Annotated in this window: 17 protein-coding genes; 10 read left to right on the plus strand and 7 right to left on the minus strand. The window is 45.0% G+C overall.

The genetic code is table 11. From position 1 onward, the window contains the following. Window positions 1–17 precede the first annotated feature (17 nt). The 4 genes from F3J22_RS15440 to F3J22_RS15455 all read left to right on the plus strand — a co-directional run bounded on the left by F3J22_RS15440 (window position 18) and on the right by F3J22_RS15455 (window position 2,141). Window positions 18–422, plus strand: a complete 405-nt coding sequence (locus F3J22_RS15440) for an Imm8 family immunity protein (protein ID WP_167018857.1) — start codon at window positions 18–20, stop codon at window positions 420–422. A gap of 7 nt (window positions 423–429) precedes the next feature. Further along, on the plus strand, window positions 430–873 hold the full coding sequence (locus F3J22_RS15445) for a hypothetical protein (RefSeq protein WP_167018858.1): 444 nt from the start codon (window positions 430–432) through the stop codon (window positions 871–873). Between the two features lie 116 nt (window positions 874–989). Then, window positions 990–1,511 carry a hypothetical protein gene (locus F3J22_RS15450; RefSeq protein WP_167018859.1) on the plus strand — a complete coding sequence of 174 codons (522 nt, stop codon included), beginning with the start codon at window positions 990–992 and terminating at the stop codon, window positions 1,509–1,511. 312 nt (window positions 1,512–1,823) lie between these two features. Beyond that, a complete protein-coding gene (locus tag F3J22_RS15455) occupies window positions 1,824–2,141 on the plus strand; it encodes a hypothetical protein (protein ID WP_167018860.1) in 318 nt (105 codons plus the stop codon). A 75-nt stretch (window positions 2,142–2,216) separates the two neighbouring features. Here the strand turns inward: F3J22_RS15455 and F3J22_RS15460 are convergent, their stop codons facing one another. Next, entirely contained in the window at window positions 2,217–3,338 is a 1,122-nt protein-coding gene (locus F3J22_RS15460; RefSeq protein WP_167018861.1) for a hypothetical protein, read from the minus strand. A gap of 213 nt (window positions 3,339–3,551) precedes the next feature. On the opposite strand from F3J22_RS15460, the gene F3J22_RS15465 reads away from it, so the two are divergent. Next, window positions 3,552–5,735 carry an alpha-galactosidase gene (locus tag F3J22_RS15465; protein WP_167018862.1) on the plus strand — a complete coding sequence of 728 codons (2,184 nt, stop codon included), beginning with the start codon at window positions 3,552–3,554 and terminating at the stop codon, window positions 5,733–5,735. Between the two features lie 10 nt (window positions 5,736–5,745). Then, window positions 5,746–7,743: a hypothetical protein gene (locus F3J22_RS15470; protein WP_240155109.1), complete on the plus strand. Its 1,998-nt coding sequence runs from the start codon at window positions 5,746–5,748 to the stop codon at window positions 7,741–7,743. 59 nt (window positions 7,744–7,802) lie between these two features. Here the strand turns inward: F3J22_RS15470 and F3J22_RS15475 are convergent, their stop codons facing one another. Together F3J22_RS15475 and F3J22_RS15480 are read right to left on the minus strand one after the other, a co-directional pair. Continuing rightward, on the minus strand, window positions 7,803–8,309 hold the full coding sequence (locus tag F3J22_RS15475) for an N-acetyltransferase (protein WP_167018863.1): 507 nt from the start codon (window positions 8,307–8,309) through the stop codon (window positions 7,803–7,805). A gap of 84 nt (window positions 8,310–8,393) precedes the next feature. Further along, the gene (locus F3J22_RS15480; protein ID WP_167018864.1) at window positions 8,394–9,800 is read right to left on the minus strand and encodes a PLP-dependent aminotransferase family protein; all 1,407 of its coding nucleotides are present in this window, start codon (window positions 9,798–9,800) and stop codon (window positions 8,394–8,396) included. 79 nt (window positions 9,801–9,879) lie between these two features. On the opposite strand from F3J22_RS15480, the gene dxs reads away from it, so the two are divergent. Beyond that, window positions 9,880–11,814, plus strand: coding sequence for a 1-deoxy-D-xylulose-5-phosphate synthase (gene dxs, locus F3J22_RS15485; protein ID WP_167018865.1), 1,935 nt, complete (start codon window positions 9,880–9,882; stop codon window positions 11,812–11,814). 3 nt (window positions 11,815–11,817) lie between these two features. Here the strand turns inward: dxs and F3J22_RS15490 are convergent, their stop codons facing one another. From F3J22_RS15490 to F3J22_RS15500, 3 genes are read right to left on the minus strand one after another with little or no spacing between them, the layout of a single operon-like run. Continuing rightward, window positions 11,818–12,417: a hypothetical protein gene (locus F3J22_RS15490; protein WP_167018866.1), complete on the minus strand. Its 600-nt coding sequence runs from the start codon at window positions 12,415–12,417 to the stop codon at window positions 11,818–11,820. A 53-nt stretch (window positions 12,418–12,470) separates the two neighbouring features. Next, complete coding sequence (locus F3J22_RS15495; protein WP_167018867.1) at window positions 12,471–13,532, minus strand: M48 family metallopeptidase; 1,062 nt, start codon at window positions 13,530–13,532, stop codon at window positions 12,471–12,473. An 11-nt stretch (window positions 13,533–13,543) separates the two neighbouring features. After that, complete coding sequence (locus F3J22_RS15500) at window positions 13,544–14,518, minus strand: YjgN family protein (RefSeq protein WP_167018868.1); 975 nt, start codon at window positions 14,516–14,518, stop codon at window positions 13,544–13,546. Window positions 14,519–14,839: 321 nt separating this feature from the next. Here F3J22_RS15500 and F3J22_RS15505 point away from each other — a divergent pair, with 321 nt between their 5' ends. Continuing rightward, window positions 14,840–16,390, plus strand: a complete 1,551-nt coding sequence (locus F3J22_RS15505; RefSeq protein ID WP_167018869.1) for an alpha/beta hydrolase-fold protein — start codon at window positions 14,840–14,842, stop codon at window positions 16,388–16,390. Window positions 16,391–16,422: 32 nt separating this feature from the next. On the opposite strand, the gene F3J22_RS15510 is transcribed toward F3J22_RS15505, so the two are convergent. Then, on the minus strand, window positions 16,423–17,085 hold the full coding sequence (locus F3J22_RS15510; RefSeq protein WP_167018870.1) for a hypothetical protein: 663 nt from the start codon (window positions 17,083–17,085) through the stop codon (window positions 16,423–16,425). A 525-nt stretch (window positions 17,086–17,610) separates the two neighbouring features. On the opposite strand from F3J22_RS15510, the gene F3J22_RS15515 reads away from it, so the two are divergent. Together F3J22_RS15515 and F3J22_RS15520 are read left to right on the plus strand one after the other, a co-directional pair. Next, window positions 17,611–17,754: a hypothetical protein gene (locus F3J22_RS15515; protein ID WP_167018871.1), complete on the plus strand. Its 144-nt coding sequence runs from the start codon at window positions 17,611–17,613 to the stop codon at window positions 17,752–17,754. Between the two features lie 138 nt (window positions 17,755–17,892). Further along, on the plus strand, window positions 17,893–19,386 hold the full coding sequence (locus F3J22_RS15520; protein ID WP_167018872.1) for a DUF5687 family protein: 1,494 nt from the start codon (window positions 17,893–17,895) through the stop codon (window positions 19,384–19,386). Window position 19,387: the final 1 nt, after the last annotated feature.

Consider the following 19,387-nt stretch of genomic DNA (forward strand, 5'->3'; position numbering starts at 1 on the left):
CCTGTGTTTAAATTAATATGAATAAGATATTTGTCCAGGATTATGATATTCAAAATTATCTTGATTGTGGTATAAAAGATTTTTGCCTGGTGGTGATTTATTATGCGCATGATAAAAATAATGAAATGGAAAGTTCAGAATATTTTTCCATTCATGCCGGCACTCCTGATGGAATTGCTGGATTTTTATCTTATGCCATGGCTAATAAATTCATGAAAAGTATAGATATCAGTTCTTCATTTATAGTGCTCGAACAGTATGATGACGGTAGGATAATAGATTTCGTCAAAAATGAAATAGAATCATTTTCAGGTGAGACAGTTGAAGAATTACTATTAAGAATTCTGCAAAAATTTAATTGGGAGTATTCCAATGATATGGAAGTAATGAATTCATTATTTAAAAATCTGTCTGCCAAATAAGCATACTATGATTTTTCCTCAGACATTTGATGATGCCTACATTTGGAATGATGACCAGGGATGTTTACAGATTATTTTGGTAAATAGTTTGGAGAATAGCTATCTATGGTTTGATGGGATGGATTTTTTTAGTTTACCTGGCGGTAATCCGATTCCGGCTGCATTTGAGCGATGGGATTATATTTCGGAGACCCCAAACCGATGCATAACAATTGAGTCCATAAAATCTGATGGATTGTTTATATTCTATTTTAAAACAACCGACGGAGATGTTGGGCAGATATATTTTATGTTGGATGGGTCTGGCTATCAGCGCCTGATGATCTATAATAAAACAGAAACCGGTAAGGAATCAGCATCATTGGATATGAATATTTATGAAGCTGTTAACAATAGGTATGCAGAAATAAGTGATGTTGAAGTGGAAGCACGTGATTCATTTGAGATATAATTTCCATTTACAACATCCCGGATATTAAGTAGTATTTCGTGGAATTAATAAGTACAAAAAGAAGCAGATATTATGCAATATTAAGGTGACTCTTTATGATAAAAAGATAAGGCGATATGGAATTCAATTTTTTAGAACATTTAGCATTTCATATTGTAAGAAATGGTCAGTATTCGGACTTACCGGATATTGCTGTAATAGGACTAAGGGAAGGTTATGATACACCTGCCTTAGTGATTTTAGCGGGTCTTGATAAAAATGAAAGCTCTTTTGTAATGAATGATTATTTTGAAAAGGCTATTCAGGAATTAGAGCTGGCGGAGGTTTTGTCTGGGAAAAAGCGGGCAGCATTGCTGTTAGTAAGAGGTTTGAGAAACAGAATATTAAAAAGAGAAATAGATGTTTGTGACGGGTGCTATTTTATCTTTCACAAAATTTTATCTTTTACAGATATACGTATTTTAGATCAAAAGTTTACTTATGATGGAATAGGTCTGGCAGAAGTATATGGAATTTATGATACCATCGGTGAGTTAAAAAATAGTTCCATGAACTGGAGTGAAAATAAAACGAATGAACAATTAATGGAAGAGGAAGAAGAAAGGTTGATGGCTGCGCTCAGCGGCTGGAATGGTTGATTGTTTCCGTCATTAAAGTAGTTTCAACAGAAGTTTATCCATAAACAAAACTAATAGCCGTCAATCAACCCGGTTGACGGCTATTTTATTTTCACTGATTATTTGGTGTTCATACTGGAGATCAACGATACAGTACCAAGGTTGCATTAGATGCTGCAGGGCAGCTTGTTGCAAGCGGATTTAAGCCTTCGGAGCTGGATTTATTTGATATGAGTAAGAGTAGTGAGTTTTTATATTCTACAATCTTGACCGCTCCTTATAGTTTTGGTGGGAAGATAATTTCATCAAAAATTAAAAGAAAATCGCTGACTAATGAAATGGAAAAAGTTTATAGGGCCAATCATAGGTTTGGTATTGCTGTACTTTATAATATTGCGTCCTCTTTTTATAAACCCTTATCTATTAAGGGAACATCATGAATTTACAAGAGGAACGATTATCGATGTAGTGACAGGTTCTGAAGGGTCTCCATCGGCAGTTTTTGAGTATACAGTAGATAATAAACGTTATAGTGGTTACCTGAATCTGGACATTGGCATAAACGTTAAGATAGGTGAGCATTATAATGTCATGTATTATCCCCCAAATCCTAAAAATTCTGAGCTGTTAATTGATCATTGGGTGCCATAAGCTAATAGAAATCATATTTAAACAAACCAAATAGCCGCCAATCAACCCGGTTGACGGCTATTTTATTTTGCCTGATTATTTGGTATTCATACTGGAGATCAACGATACCAGTGTGGCGGCGCTTACGGGAACCGGGTTAAAGGTTAACGATGTATAGGTAGCGCCAGCGGCCGGAGTCGGGATGGTCACAGTTTTTTGTTCGGCATAGAACTGACCGCCGATAGAAGAGATGGCCAGGAATGTGCCGCTCTGTCCTACAGGGATGGCGTTCTGATAGCTCAGGAAGCCTTCATATCCTGGAGGAGGAGTAAAGATGGTGTTATAGAATTTGATGATACTGTTTACACCAGTAGGTTTGAAGTACAGCATGGTAGGTTCTTCACCCATGTAGCTGGTGTTGGTAGCCGGATTGTAATTGGCGTTGAAGTATGCCAGCACAGTGGTTTTGGTACCTGGAAGGCTCATCAGGGCGTCACAGTTTACCCATTTGATCAGACTATCCAGTCTGAAGTTGAGGGTGCCGTTGGTGCCATCAAACAGGGCATAGGCAGAAGCCGGATTGGTTACCGGGTCCCAGTCGATACCTTTGTTTGCACTGATGGTAGTAGAGATGGTGATCAGCTGATTTACGTAATTGTAACCGCTTTGATCGTAGGTAACGGTGGTGTCGCCATTCCACATTGGGATACGCTGGAATTCCACTTTGGCAGGCGCCTGTACTTTGATGGCGCTGTCTTTACGCAGCTGCAGTGGTTTTCCGCCCTGGTTGGCTGTTACGAAAAATTCACCGTAAGATACCAGTGGTGCACCGGTATTGGTAGCGGTAGGTCTGTCTGCAAAAATCATGGATGCTGCATCATTGATTTCTTTTACAGAAAGAGTAACAGTGCCGGTGGCCGGACTGCCATCAGGCAGTAACAGGGAGTTACGTGGGATGGTGTAGATTCTGCCACTTTTTACGCGTATAGTGGCTCCTTCCTGTCCGCTGAATGTCACCGTTTCAAATCCCGGACCATTGGAACGAAGGAATTCATGCAGCTTTAATCCGTCAGGATCAGGAGTAGGTGCGGCAGCAGCGCTCGCAGCGAGGTTTGCATTGGCAGTAGCGTTAGGATCGTTTTTTAATTGCTTGGTACAGGCACCAAACATTAGCAGTATGGCAATGCCACCTGCAACATAGCGGGAATTAATACGCATAGTGTTGTTTGAGGGAATTTTTAATAATCGGGTTTCAAATAATCAGGGCTTTTGCTAAGTGTTTTATAGGTTGAGGCGTGAAGTTACCATGTGCAACTGCTGTAATATCTCAGGGATAAATTTTTTTTCTTTCTACCTGGTACCGTTTATGTAATAATAAGTGTATTATTGACTCTTAATACTACATTTACAACCTAAGTCACAACCGTCGTTATGAAAAAAATTATGTCAAGCCTGATGGCATTGCTACTGGCATGCCAGCTTGCACATGCCCAGGAGACGATCATCGTTTCAACCAAAAATCTGGCCTTAGCTTTAGAGAAAGATGCCGACAACAACCTGGTAGTAGCTTATTTCGGACAAAAATTAGCCATGGCAGATGAATACCGGAAGGTAAGGCCACTGGATAAATATAAGCCCGGCAATGATGACCTCTTCAACAGAAGGGAAGCCTATGTTACCGGCGGTTCGGTCAACCTCCTGGAACCCGCACTGGCAGTTACCCAAAGCAATGGTGATAAATCACTGGTACTCCATTATGTTTCCAGCAAGGTAAACAGGATAGATGCCAACCAGACCCTCACAGAAATATTACTGACAGATCCCCAATACCAGTTTGAGGTAAAGCTTTTCTATCATACTTATGAAAATCAGGACGTGATAGAACAATGGTCGGAAATCCTCCATCATCAAAAGAAAGCGGTCGTACTTAATAAATATGCTTCTGCATGTCTGACCCTCAGCGGCAATAAATTCTTCCTGAAAAACCAGCGCAATGGCTGGGGACAGGAAATGTCGCCGGAAGAACAGGAACTCCTGCATGGAATACGTACCATCGATTCCAAACTGGGCACCCGTACCAACCTGCTGCATTCTTCTTCCTTTATGGTCAGCATGGATGGCCCCGCAACTGAAGACGAAGGCACCGTCCTGGCAGGATCGCTGGAATGGAACGGTAACTTCCGCCTCGACTTCGAAACATTCGACGAGTATTATCTGCGTATAACCGCCGGCGTTAATAACTACGCCAGCGCCTACACGCTGCAACCCAACGAAACCTTTACCACACCTAAATTCGTCTATACTGTTTCTACCACAGGCCGCGGACAGGCCAGCCGCAACCTTCAGCGCTGGGCCAGAGACTATCGCCTCTGCAACGGCACCAAAGACAGGCTCACCATCCTCAACAACTGGGAAACTACCTACTTCGATTTTGATGACCAGAAATTATCACACCTCCTGGACGACACCAAAACATTAGGTGCTGATGTATTCCTGCTGGATGATGGCTGGTTTGGTAATAAATATCCCCGCAACGGCGCCACCTCCGGCCTGGGCGACTGGCAGGTAAATAAAGCGAAGTTAAAGAATGGCATATCATCACTGGGAAAAGAAGCCACCGAAAAAGGCGTAAAGCTCGGCCTATGGATCGAGCCGGAAATGGTGAACCCTAAAAGCGAATTATATGAACAACATCCCGACTGGGTTTTGAAAGAACCTGGCCGGAAAGAATATTATATGCGTAATCAGCTGGTGCTCGACCTCAGCAATCCGGCCGTACAGCAATTCGTATATAACACCGTAGAGAACCTGTTTAAAGAAGTGCCGCAGCTGGCTTTCATCAAGTGGGATTGTAATTCGCTTATCTACAATGCCTATTCTCCCTATCTTAAAAATCAGGACCATTTCTACCTGGAGTATGTACGTGGGCTAAACAGCGTGCTGGCAAAGGTCCGCAAGCAACACCCGGACGTGCCGATGATGCTATGTGCGGGCGGTGGTACCAGGGTCGATTATAAATCACTGGAATACTTCACGGAATTCTGGGCAAGCGATAATACCAACGCCTACGACAGGATCTTTATCCAGTGGGAGTATTCCTATTATTTTCCATCCATTGCAGTAGATAATCACGTAACCGAAATGGGTAAGCAGCCCATTAAATTCAGAACAGATGTTGCCATGATGGGCAAGCTGGGCTTCGATCTGAAAGTGCATGAGCTGACACCAGATGACCTGACTTTCTGCCAGCAGGCCGTAAAGGTGTATGATACCATCAAACACCTGGTATGGCATGGAGAACAATACCGTCTGCAGGACCCTTACAACAATAAAGTTGCGGCTATTGCCTACGTAAGTCCGGATAAACTGGAAGCCGTGATATTTAACTATTACGTAAGTACGAAATTTGAAACGCCTATTAATCTGCCAATAAAAATGAAGGGTTTAGATCCTTCAAAAAAATATAGTGTCAGAGAGATCAATCTCTATCCAGGTACAAAGTCGCCCGTGAACAGTGAACCAACGTATTCCGGCGATTTCCTGATGAAGGTAGGTTTCAATCCTGAAGCAACTGCACGCCGTACCAGTGTTATACTGAAAGTAACAGCCATCTAAAACCATATTAATGTTGTCATCCACGATGAAGAATGTTTCCTTATTGCTGCTTTGCAGCATCGCCACTGTAACCTGTGCCGCCCAGGATACCAGGTGGAAAATTAATGCCGGCGAGGGTATCACCTGGAAAATCAATAATGCCGATACTTCCCACACCGATCAGATAGAAATGAGCGGTAAACAGGTATCTGCGATTATCTCCTATGGGACTGGCGCCGCACAGCAAGCCGTTGTCAAAAAGCGCATTATATTTCCTATGCTGCGCACCATTCCCAATAACACACATGCCAGTCTGAAATGGGCGGTAGATGAACAGCATACGCCCGTGGTTACTGTCAACCGGCAGGAGGCGGTGGAAACCGTAACTGCTATTAGTTTCAATGGTGTATTGACGATGCAGTCCACGCTGGGAAAAGATATCAGCTTTACGCGCCACCTGTTCCCTTCAATAGATAAGGCCGCTGTTATAGAAGAATGTAGCATTACCAATAACAGTAGTGTCCCTGTAAGTATTGTTGTACCAAATACCAGTGCCTCCGACAGTACGAAGGCAGAAAAAGGTGTATATGGTATTTATGTGCTGCGCACAGAAGTATATGGCGCCGGTACCTACGATGTAAAGCCGGGCGATATGATAAAGTATGCTATTGTGTACTCCGGTCGCAAAACATGTGACCAGCCATATACCTATGCCGCCGCCTATGAGTATAAAAAGAGGCTGGAGCTGGCAGATGGTATTGCAGATAAGCTGGTATTGGAAACACCGGATCCTGTTATCAACAAGATGTTTGATTTTGCCAAACTGCGCGTAACGGAAAGTATTTATGATACCAAAGGTGGGCTGATGCATGGTCCTGGTGGTGGTGCCTATTACGCTGCTATCTGGGCAAATGATCAGGCGGAATATGCCAACCCGTTCTTTCCGTTCCTGGGAAATATTGAAGGCAATGAATCAGCGTTGAACAGCTGGCGCTTATTTGCCAGCTATATGAACCCGGCATATAAGGCGTTGCCCAGTTCCATCATCGCAGAAGGTACCGGCATCTGGGCCGGCGCCGGCGACAGAGGAGACCAGGCGATGATAGCCTATGGCGCTTCCCGTTTTGCGCTTGCCTATGGCGATAAATATACCGCACAACAGTTGTGGCCATTAATAGAATGGTGCCTTGAATTTCTGCGCAGGAAAACTACCGGCGAAGGCGTGATTATGTCCGATGCTGATGAGCTGGAAGGCCGTTTTCCGGCGGGTAAGATCAACCTCAGTACCAATACGCTGGCCTATGGCGCATTACAGAGTGCTTCCGATCTGGCCATGGCGTTGAATGATGCGGCTACCGCCAAAAAACTAGCCGCTGAGGCAGTAACGTTAAAAGCCAATATTGAAAAATATTTCGGCAGCACCGTACAGGGATATGCTACCTATCGCTACTTTGATGGCAACGATAAATTACGTGCCTGGATAGGACTTCCTTTAACGATGGGCATCTTCGACAGGAAAGAAGGTACGTTGAAAGCCATGTATTCACCGCTGCTATGGACTTCCAACGGTATGCTGACAGAATCCGGCTCTAAAACATTCTGGGACAGGGCCCTGCTCTATGGCCTCAGAGGAACGTTCTATGCTGGCGCTACTGACAGCGCTACCAAATACCTGCAGGAATATTCCCGTAAACGATTACTGGGCGAACATGTGCCTTATGCGATCGAGGCATGGCCGGAAGGAGACCAGCGACACCTGGCTGCTGAAAGTGGCCTCTATTGCCGGATTATCACGGAAGGATTGTTTGGAATCAGGGTGACCGGATTCCATCAATTCCAGTTCCAGCCTTACCTGCCGAAGGGCTGGCAGAAAATGTCGCTGAAACATATTCGCGCACTGAACGACGATTTTGATATCGCGGTTGAAAGAAAAAATAAAATGTATAGCATCTACATAAAACAAAAAAATGGTGCAGCGCAACAACTAAGCTGGGATGGTAAACAGCCACTTAGTGTGACACTGAAATAATTGTAATATTGATAAATAAAAATTCCCGTATCTATGTTGTAGAGACGGGAATTTTTATTTTACGCAATCAGACATACTGCCTCCAGCGGTAAACCCTCCAGTGATGCGGATTCCGGCGATCGAACGAAGCCTTTATTTTCGAATATGGAAAGTAGCGGATTGCCTGCATATTCTATCATCCAGGCATTGCTGTATTGCCTCGTTACAGACAGGCATTTTTCGAACAGCGCATCTCTTACCTCGGCTTCAGGATATTTTTTTAGTATGCCGAAGTCGGCGACACGTACTGCGCGCCTGCTTTCCAGTGAAGGTGGGCGTTGTCCCTTGGAGCTGAGTCGTACATAACCGGCAGGTTCATTATCTGCATATACGATCAGCCATTGGTTGGAGAAATTGTTAATTTCTGAGATCAGCTTTTGCTCGTTGTAGTATACAGAGATATATTCTGCCAGTATTTTTGGTTTGATCAGGGTGGCATACTTTTCTTCTGCCAGTGTTTTAGTCAGCATCAGCAGGGCATCCATTCCCTGTTTGTTGACTACGGCGAATTTCGTGGTGATATTCATGTGTTGTAAAATTATACCACAAAATTATCGTGTATGCTGCCATCACGTGCAGTACACAGTCTGAACAATTATGCAGTACAGTTGCTACAGTGCCAGCTGTCCGGCCTTCCGGATAGCGGCTTTGCGCTTAGTAGTGAATTTGTCTGCGAATACAAGCCGGAAGTATTTATCGAAGGCATTGGTGAAGGAAAAGGTATAGCCAGGCGTAAACCGGATGCCTGTTTTTTCACATTGGGCGTAGAAGTTGGCCATGTCCGTATGGTCGGGCATCTTCACCCATATATTATATCCGCCGGCAGGAGTGTTGAAGGTGGTATTTTCCGGGAAATGTGCTGCCAGCAGGTTAATGGCCATATATGCATTTTTTGCGAGTTGCATCCTGAAGGCCCGCAGGTGCCGGTCGTAGCTATTGCCAGCTAATAACCGGCAAACTGTTTCCTGGTATAGTGGGGATACAGTGCTGCCCAATGCAAACCGGATCTGCTCCGCACGTTGCATGAATTTGCCGGCAGAAAGCCATCCCAGTCTGATGCCGGGCGACAGTGTTTTGGCGTAGGAGGTATAAGTTAATACCAGCCCGCTGTCGTCAAAACTTTTGATGTTGGAAGGCCGGTGTCCGTGGAAGTACAGATCTCCATAAATATCATTCTCTATGATAGCAACATGGTGCTGCTGTGCTACTGCCAGCAATGCCTGTTTCTGTTCATCTGATAGTAAGGTGCCGGTAGGGTTGTGGAAATTGGGCGTTACCACTACCGCCTTGATGTTATTGCTGCGACAGGCTTTATGAAAGAAGTCGATATCGAAACCGCTACGGGTATCTACCGGTACTTCAATTACCCGTAGCTGCAATACCCTGATGACTTCCAGTACAGAAAACACGCAGGGGCTCTCGATGGCAATCACATCACCTGCCTGGCATACAGATGCCAGGGCGATGTATAGCGCCTGTAGCGCGCCATCTGTGATCAGCAGTTCATCCGGGTGGAGCAGGGTTTGATGTACGGCAGCTTTCTTCAGGATCTGTTCTTTCAGGTTGGTGGCGCCGCCGGAGGGGTAGTAGCGCAGCAATCCGGCGCCCTGTTCCCGGATCACCTGCTGCATGGTGCGTAGCAATAGCTTCTGCGGCATCAGCAGATCGCCAGGGGCAGCCACATTGAAGGTGGCCGCCTGGTGACCCGTTTTGCCTGCAGTAGTGAGCCCCAGGTGGTGCTTAAAGGTAGCATCCCTGACAACAGGCCGCTGCCTGGACTTTACCTGCTGCTGCGATAAATCCGGTCTGTTGCGTACATAGTAGCCGGATTTAGGGATGCTTTCCACCAGGCCGAGGTCTATCAGGTATTCGTAACCCTGTTGTATGGTGCTGATGCTTGTCTGGTACTGCACTTTCAGGTCCCGGACAGAAGGTAGTTTATGTCCGGGTTTGAAAATGCCTTCTTTTATGCTTTCGGCGATGGCGTTGGTAAAGGCTTCGAATTTATAGACCTTCATATCTGTACTGGTTATTTTTACCTGTTCTGTATCTGTATGGCAAATTTAAGCGATTTAAATTTGAAGAAATCAATACCCAATGACCAGCAATTACAGGGTGGATACACCAGCGGAACTGCGGAACCTGCCGTTAGCGGCGCTGCCTGCTATCTGTGAAGACATCAGAACTTTTTTAATAGATCATGTGGCGGCCAATGGCGGGCATTTCAGTTCCAGTATGGGCGTAGTAGAATTAACGGTGGCCTTGCATTATGTGTTTAATACCCCGGAAGATAAGCTGGTGTGGGATGTAGGACATCAGGCATACCCGCATAAGCTACTTACCGGCAGGCGAAGCCGCTTTTATACCAACCGGCAGCTGGGCGGTATCAGTGGTTTCCCTTGCAGAGAAGAAAGCGAATATGATGCCTTCGGCACAGGCCATTCTTCCACTTCGGTATCGGCTATACTGGGCATGGCCTGTGCTGCCAGGCATAACGGCAATCACACCCGGCAGCATATCGCCGTAATAGGTGATGGCGCCATGACAGCAGGAATGGCATTTGAGGCGTTGAACAACGCCGGCTATGAACAGCCCAACATGCTGGTAGTGCTCAACGATAATAATATGTCGATAGACGCCAATACAGGCGCTTTGCAGGACTATCTCACCGGCCTGACTACCGGCAGGCATTACAACGCATTAAAGGGGCATATACGGCGCTTACTGGCGCGCCCGGGCCATACAGACCAATGGCCGGTAGAAATGGTCCGCAAGCTGCAGAAAATGCTGAAAGGCGGCTTGCTACGTTACAGCAACCTGTTCGAAGCACTGAATATCCGTTATTTCGGGCCCATAGACGGACATGATCTCAACAAGCTGATACCTGTATTGGAGAAGCTGAAGCATATACCCGGTCCTAAGCTGCTGCATTGTGTCACTACCAAGGGAAAAGGCTTTGCGCCCGCCATGGCAGACCATGCCCGTTGGCATGCCCCTAAAATTTTTGATCGGCTGACCGGTGAGCAGCTGGATAAAACACCTGCTGCCAGTACCTTCCAGACCGTTTTCGGAAATACGATGATGACCCTTGCCCGTAGTAATCCACGTATTGTGGCGGTAACGCCGGCCATGCTTTCCGGCAGTGCTTTAACGCGGATGCAGCAGGAAATGCCGGAACGTGTATTCGATGTAGGTATTACAGAACAACATGCAGTTACTTTTTGTGCAGGCCTCGCCGCTGATGGCATGCTGCCATATTGCACGGTCTATTCTACCTTTCTGCAACGTGCATACGATCAGGTGATACATGACGTAGCACTGCAAAAACTCGATGTGGTGTTCTGTATAGACAGGGCCGGTGTGGTAGGCCAGGATGGCCCAACGCATCACGGCGCTTTTGATATCGCCTACCTGCGTTGTATTCCAGGTATTACCGGTGCGGCTCCCATGGATCCGGAAGATTTCAGTAACCTGCTTTATACGGCACAGGCTACACGCGGTCTGGGCCCCTTGGCTATCCGTTATCCCAAAGGAGCTGGAATCCCGGCAGGGACAGATACCGCATTCAGACAGCTACCCATTGGAAAGGGGCGCCGGATAAGGGACGGTAAAGATATCGCGGTGTTGTCCCTCGGGCCTGTAGGGGCATACGTTATAGCTGCCTGTAAGGAGCTGGAAGATTTTCAGTTAGATATAGCCCATTATGACCTGCGGTTCTTCAAGCCGCTGGATGAAGCATTGCTGCATGAAGTGTTCCGTAAATATGCCGCAATTATTACCGTGGAAGATGGCTGTATAGCCGGTGGTGTGGGAACGGCGGTGATGGAATTTATGCTGGAACATGGCTACAGGGCCGGTATCAGCCGGCTTGGCTTGCCGGATACATTCGCTGAACAGGGCACCCAGCAGGAGCTTCATCGCTTATATGGATATGACACGCAGGGGATCATCTCCCGGATAAAACAACTGGCTGCAGGTCTTTATAAAACTAATGTTATATTAAACAACAAAGAAAAGATAGGAGAAATGTAGTGGTTAATAATGATAGAAGATACTTTTTCCTTCCTCCCAGGTATCAACGAAGTCGCGCTGAAATTCCTGGACCCAGTCATCATCAATTTCGTCGTAGTATACATAGGTAGCGGCTTTCAGAATGTCTGCCGTTTTCCAGTAGTACTTTAGCTGTTCGAACTCATCATAGAAAGGGTCTGTCATGGCGTATTTCATATGTCCCACCTGCTGATAATACATAACAAACATGTCGGTTTGGTGCAACGGATAAATTCTTCTGCTATATTCATTTTTCCGGATGTGATCGTAGGCGATGCCGGCATCAAGCTGGCGCGCTTCTTCAATAGCATGGATGGTAGCAGTATGTTCATCCGGTGAGCCGATCAGGAATATTTCGTCTTTGCTTTTACCATTTTTACTGATGTATGCCAGCCGTTCTGCTTCATCTATAAAAAAGTAGATCACGAATACCTTTGTTGAAAATTTCATGATGGAAATCAGATGCCCGTTTTTTGCCACAAATTCGGGGACATCTGTCAGTAATTTATCCAGCTCCAGGTAATTATGTCTGTAAGTTTTTTTATCGGGGGAAACAATTTTCAGGTGGTGGTAAGAGATACCCATAGGTAGTTGGTTTTAGGGAGATAGTAAGTTGCGGAATCCGGTATGTGCGATGATCAGGAAGGATATAACGCCTTTATCTCCCTGAAAATCTTTTCCAGGTCTTCATGTGGTGTAACGGGAGCAGGGTTGGCCTTTATCTGTTCATCCACATATTTTATCCTGTCTTGGGTGAGTGGATGTGTACTTAAAAAAGTAGGGATGTCTACTTTATGTTTGATGCCGGAAAGTATCTGCATTAACTGCAACATGCCGTGCTGGTCGATTTTGTTATCTCTCAGCAGGGTAAGGCCTTCCAGGTCGGCTTCTTTTTCATATTGCCTGGAATAGCTGAGGGAATTGATGGCATCCGCATTGGAGTAGAGGGTGGAGAAGGCGCCTATATTTCCGAAAAACAGCTGGATGAGTATGGAGGCGCTCATCTGCTTGCAAAGCTTGCGGGTAGAGTGTCTGAACTTAATATGTGAACTTTCGTGTGCCAGCAATGCGGCCAGTTCTTCTTTCGTTTTGATCTTTTTCAGCAAGGCCTGGTATACCACGATTGTTCCGCCTGGTACTGCATAGGCGTTGTCGATATCCCTTGGCGACACCGAAAAGCTTAAACTATCGCCATTTTCCCAATTGATCTTACTGGCGAAGGCCGTCAGCAGCCGGCTCCCTTTGGCATCGGATGGCTCTTCCATCGTGGATCTGACCAGTTTGCCCAGTTCTTCATCGAAGGATTTAGGAAGATGTTGGGCAACATGTTCTGCCAGTGCAGGTAGTACGTAGAAATAGCATAGCGCTGCTATCAGCATCAGGGAAGCAGCTATGGAGAGCGCCGCTTTATTACCTAACCGGCGTACCCAGTTATAGATGGAGTAGCGCCGGTTAGGGTATACTAATTTTAAAAGACTGTCAATGCATACGCTGTCATGTATTTCCAACCCGCCTTCCGAAGGATGATTGATACGTAGTGTTTTACCACTCATGCGGATATCAAGGTCCTTGTAAAGCCAGGAGAAATGGCTGTCTGCCGTATCTCTGCCGGTATTGAATTCCAGGTATTCGGCGTGAAGCTGAATATCGGCGTTCGTCAGCACGGCGGTTTTATTATCGAAATACTTGCCGGTATACATTGCGCTTTTGCTTAAACGAGGTTCAGGTCCAGTGCATCAGCGAGATCATCGCCCATAGCATTGGTATATTCTTCTTCTGTTTGCTGTAATTCGTCCAGCACCACATCACCTTCAATTTCGATATGATCGCAAACGAATTTGAATGTTCTTACTTCTGCCCATGCAAAACCGATACCTAAGGTAAAGACAACGATCAGCAGGTTCAGGAGGATAAGGCCGGCAAACTGACCACCAGTGGCAGTGGAGCGGAAGGTGAAAGTTTTGCCGTTATTGGATAAGGTCATGTTGTCGATGTAATATCTGAACATATTGGCCTGCCACCAGAAACCATAGATACCCAGGGTAATGATGGTAAGGAAATATCCTTTAATGTTAAGTACAAAGAATTCCCAGCCATCGCCTTTATATTTGAATTCGCCGCTGCCGAAACGAATATTGCCAATGATATAGTTACGCAGGTTCATCAGCATCCAGGAACCATAAATTCCGGCGGTGATGATGGTCAGGAAGAATTCTTTTACAAAGAGTTTCATCAGCTCGCCTCTGTTGCCACGGTAACCGAAACGGATACCTCTCCAGGAAGTCCTGGACCAGCGGTAACGCATGGCACCATGGATGGCAAAAGGAACAATCAGCAGGATGAATGCCAGGTATACCACAGCGGCAACCGGTATAAGCATCGCTCTGGCAAGGAGTGCTTCAATAATGAAGAATACTGCGAGGATACCCACCGCTTTGATAAAGCCTTTGAACATCTCATAGCCGGTACCGCTAAATACAAATGGGGAGTCTTCCAGCTCTGTAGAAGAATAGAGAAATTCCAGTTTTTTTGCTCTGGCCCATGGATAATAGATGCCTAAAGTAATGGCGCATAACAGTGCGTTGACGATCAGGATACCAAAATAGGAGCCACCGTTGCCGGTAAATTTTAGCTTAGGGAACGACAGGAGCCCTCCCTTTGGCGGGGGCGTGTAAACTTGCTGCATAGTAGTTCTAGGTAATAGGTTAATAAATCTGTGAAACGGCAAGTATATTGTTTTTTTTCGAGTTTTCCTTGCTGGTAACGATTATTTAAGGCCTCACTGGATAATAATAACGGTTTATTGCCGCCTGCCCGACTGTTTTCGCAGGCAAAATCCTGACACTCTGCCAGGAAAATGCTAATTTTCGTATAGGGACCACCAGTTATCTTATCAAGAGGCGGATGCTCATCACGACACTTCGCCCTGCATCATAACCGCGCCATCAGGTAAATGATCATTAATTATATTGTAAATATCTGGCAAAAGATAAATAGTATACCGGTTATGCGTATCAATAAAACCACTATTCTTTCCTGCTTATCCTTCCTGCTGCTTACCATGGCTACCATCGGCGCATTCGCCCAGGACCCGCTACAGGCAAAAGATTCTATCTACTCAAATATCTTACAGGAAGAAAGAAAAATCGACATTCTTTATCCTAAAGGATATAATCCTGCCGGCAACACCAGATATGAAGTGCTCTACTGCCTGGAAGGAATCCCTGGCTTTGCCCGGACGCAGTATAACCTGCTCAACAACGAAGGCTTTATTCCGGACCTGATACTGGTAGGCTTACCCAACACCATCAAAAATGGTACGGATATGCGTGACCGTGATTTTACGCCTACTCATACCTACGGCGAAACTGGTGGCGCTGATAAATTCCTGGCATTTCTGAAAACAGAATTATTGCCTTATATACAACAGCACTACCCCGTGAAGAGCAGCGGCCACTCCCTTTATGGTGGCTCGCTCAGCGGGTTGCTCGCTGTATATGCTTTCCTGAAGGAGCCTGCGTTGTTTACTTCCTACATAGCAGTAGATCCCAGCCTGTGGTGGGATGATTTTTATCTGTGCAGATCTTTCGATCAGTTCACGCCTAACTTAGGTCATCTGCAAAACTCCCTGTGGCTGGCGGGCCGCGAAGGAAGCCCTTTTCATTTCATGGGACTGGCGAAAATGGATTCCCTTTTATCAGTAAAAAAACTGGCCGGACTCTCGTGGAAACGACAGCTGTATTATAATGAAACGCATTATTCTACGCAGTTTAAAGGTCTTTGGGACGGACTTAAATTTTCCTATGGCGGATTCTATGCGTCGCCGCATGGATATCTCAGTTCCCGCCAGCTGCTGATTAAACCACAGGGTGGGCTGATCCTTAAAGGCAAGCCTTTTAACCTGGTATGCTCCAACCTGGCTGATAGTCCGTACGTACACTATACGACCGATGGCTCCGTGCCTACAGCTATGTCTCCGTCTTTATCAGGAGAACAGACCAGGCTAACGCTGCATAAAAGCACGCTGATAAGGTACAAGTCAATAGGTGTAAGGCCGGAATATAACCGTGAAGACAGCGCTTTTTTTGAGCTGGGGGGTGTCATCCGGGCGGTAACGCCGCCGGCAGGTATTCAACCGGGGGGATTGCAGTACCGCTACTATGAAGGCAGCTGGACAACATTACCAGACCTTACTACCCTGACGCCTGTACGTAGCGGTAATACCGGCCAGCAATTTGATCTGTCGGCACTTCCACCGCAAACGGGCTATGCGCTTGCCATGGAAGGCTATATTAAAATCGAAAAGGCTGGATATTACATCTTCGAACAGAGTGGAAAGGATTTCAGGATGTTTTTAAATAACCGCCAGTATCTGGGTAAACATATCACCAATATCGGCGAGTTTTATATGGTGCCACTGGATAAAGGATATCATGCGCTGCGCATAGAATACCTGCATATAAAGGGTACTGATAATCCGCAACCACTCTATATTAAACCGGAAGATGCGGATGACTTTCCAGTGCCTTTAAATATGCTGTACGCCGGGAGTAAATGATATGCTCCGGTGAAACCCGAACGGCTATACGTTTACCAGAACTTCCACCATGGCTTTGATGCCGTGTTGGCAGCTGCTGTTTTGATGGGGTCGGCAACCGGATAGCTAAAGCCTTTAAGGTTGGTCTCGAAAAGTAGTGCATCGTTTCTGTCCATCGGCTCACCAAAATAGCGGCCGGCAATGGCAAAAACAATTCCTTCTCCATCCCAGTCAACATAGGTATTGTTGCCATCACGGCTTATTCTACGGCTGTTGTCATCCTTGAAACGGGGGGAATGGAGGAAGGGAAGTTCCTCCTCCAAAGGACTACCTTCATCTATGCCCACGCCATACTCAGAATCTCCCGCTCTTACCCTTATTTTCTCTCCGTTTTTAATGACAGCATATCCAAAGTAATTAACAACAGAATGTAATACCAGTGTACATATTTCGGCATCAGGAAATTCGGCCATCAGCACCTCTTCCAGCGGAGAAAATTCACTGGTCATGCAGGCATCTGTAAGCTCGTAGTTGGTAATAATCAGGCAGTTGTTGTGTTCGCCGATGTATATCTGCCCTTCATCCGGATAAAGCGCTACTTCAAAAGGTTCGTCTTCAATGGGAGTGAGTGGTGGTAATTCCAGCCTGCCCAGCAAGTCGTCAAAGTTTACTTCATGTGTTGGCGAAACAAAAGTCGCATATAATTTCCAGCCCATAGGATAGTGATAAGGGTTGCAAGTAAGAGAAAAGGGATGGATAAAACAATAGTTATAGCTGAAAGAATTTTCTTAGGCCCAGACTTGCCTTTCGGTTTGTTCATACATCTTTTAAGATATGCTATTGCTTACATATTGATGTATTGTTTTTCTTTTGTTGCGTTTGAATGTATTGATATTGTATTTGAAATTAGTTAGGAGTGCGTATTTTGATTATATATTTTTTATTTCTATTTTATAATTATCAAGCCTGTTTGTTTTTTGGCATTTACAAAACAATTAGCTTATTTTGGTCATATTAAAACCATTATCTGAATTGCTTTTTAATCAAATTTTAATATCGTTATCGTTCCTGAGCGGCGAGAGGATTTTTTAACCCAGTTTAACCTTCTTCTTTACTAGTATTATATTATAGCAAAAGTTTTTCAATGGCCATTGTAAGGGAGTATTGGGTGTATGCCTAATAAAGACGACCCGTATACTTTTTAAATCCTGTAAAAAATGCAGAAACTTGAATTATCCCAAATGGAAACTATTTTAGGTGGCGAAGCAGGTGCTTCTTATGGCTGTGCAATGCTTGGCCTGGCCGCTGGTATTGGCGCTGGCATGAATCCCCTGGTTGGTGGCCTCACAACATTAGGTTGTATGCTGACAACCAAGTTGAAGTAATTCAATCAGCCCCGACCCGGTGTACCGATTTAAATACACCGGGTCCTCTTACAATGTAAAGGGCATTGTAATCAGCTGTTTATAAACCCTTTTCAGATAACCATTATTGCTGTATTAACCTGTAACTACTAGATATATATGCTGAAGACAATGCTGTCGGTAGAAAGAAAAGCATTCATCAGAAGTTTAAGCGGAGGTGGTAAGAGTGTTATGATGTGGGTCAGGCTGGGAATTTACCTGTTGGTAAGCCTGGAGTTATGGCTATTCGGCACAGCCGTGAAACCCTTATTCCAAATGATGTTTCCGGGAGAAGATCCGTTGATTTTAATGAACCGGTCTTTTTTCTACTTCCTCCTGTTAGATATCAACATCCGGTTGTTGCTGCAACAATTGCCTGAATTTAATTTTAAACTGTATACCTTACTACCTGTCAAACGGGCTACCATAGCAGCGGTGTTTATGGCGATTGGACTATTTTCCTATCTCAATATCTATATCCTTTTTCCACTGATAGGAATGCTGCCTTCAATGCTGCTGCCTGCATATGGAATTGGACTGTCTGCCTTATGGATTACAGCTATCATGAGTGTGGCCCTGCTCAATCATCTATTGATGGTGTGGATAAAGCTCCAGAACAAAAAAACGATTGTTTTTATTTCAGGTATTCCTATCCTGACTATAATACTCCTGCTGACAGATCATTTCCAGCTACTGCCTATTAAAAATTACCTGGTCATTTTCTCGAAAAATATAACTTTTACTGTCTGCCTCATTGCAGTAATATGGATGCTGGCCGGATTGATCTGGTTGATGGTCAGCCACAGGCTCAGGTATGTATTACATAACTGGGATAAGTTGCAGGAAGAACCCCGGCGTAAATGGCTACATCTTAATTTTTCCGCTATTTTCCGGAATAACAATACCCCCGTTGGTTTATACTTAGGTAATGAGTTGAAACTGATTGTAAGAAATAAGCGTACCAGGCAGATTTTTGCGGTGGCCCTGGTACTATGTATTTATCTGTTTTATATGCTCTCGAAACATAGCCTCACCAGTAGCTGGGGGCAGCTATGCTTTTTCTCCTTCCTGCTGAATAGTGTGCTGGCACTAAATTACGGACAGTACATGTATGGCTGGCAAGGAGAATACATGGACCTGTTAATGTTGCTCCCCGGAAACTCGGTTAATTTCATAAAGGCAGAAATCCTGTTGCTGTATATACTCTACGGTATTATGTATATAGTCGCCATCCCTTTTGCTTTTATAGGGTATCATATATTGTTGATAAGTACTGCCGTATTTATTTTTAATCTTGGCATCTCTGCGCCATGTATTCTTTTTATGGCCAACAGAAATAAGCGGAAAATAAAACTGAATGAAGGTTCTATTATCAACTGGGGAGAAAGTACGCTGTATCAGACGGTATTTTATATGTCCATGTTGTGTGGACAGTTACTATTATACGTTGTGGTAAAATGGCTGACCGGAAAGCCAGAAGCCGGCATTATGGCCATACTCACTGTTGGCCTTGCCGGACTGGTGCTACGAAGGCCGGTGATTAAATCCTTGCATAAGGATTTAATGGAACAGAAACAATTCCTGACAGCCGCATTTAAATCAAACGGTAAATAAT

Source organism: Chitinophaga sp. Cy-1792, from assembly GCF_011752935.1.
Classification (GTDB): domain Bacteria; phylum Bacteroidota; class Bacteroidia; order Chitinophagales; family Chitinophagaceae; genus Chitinophaga.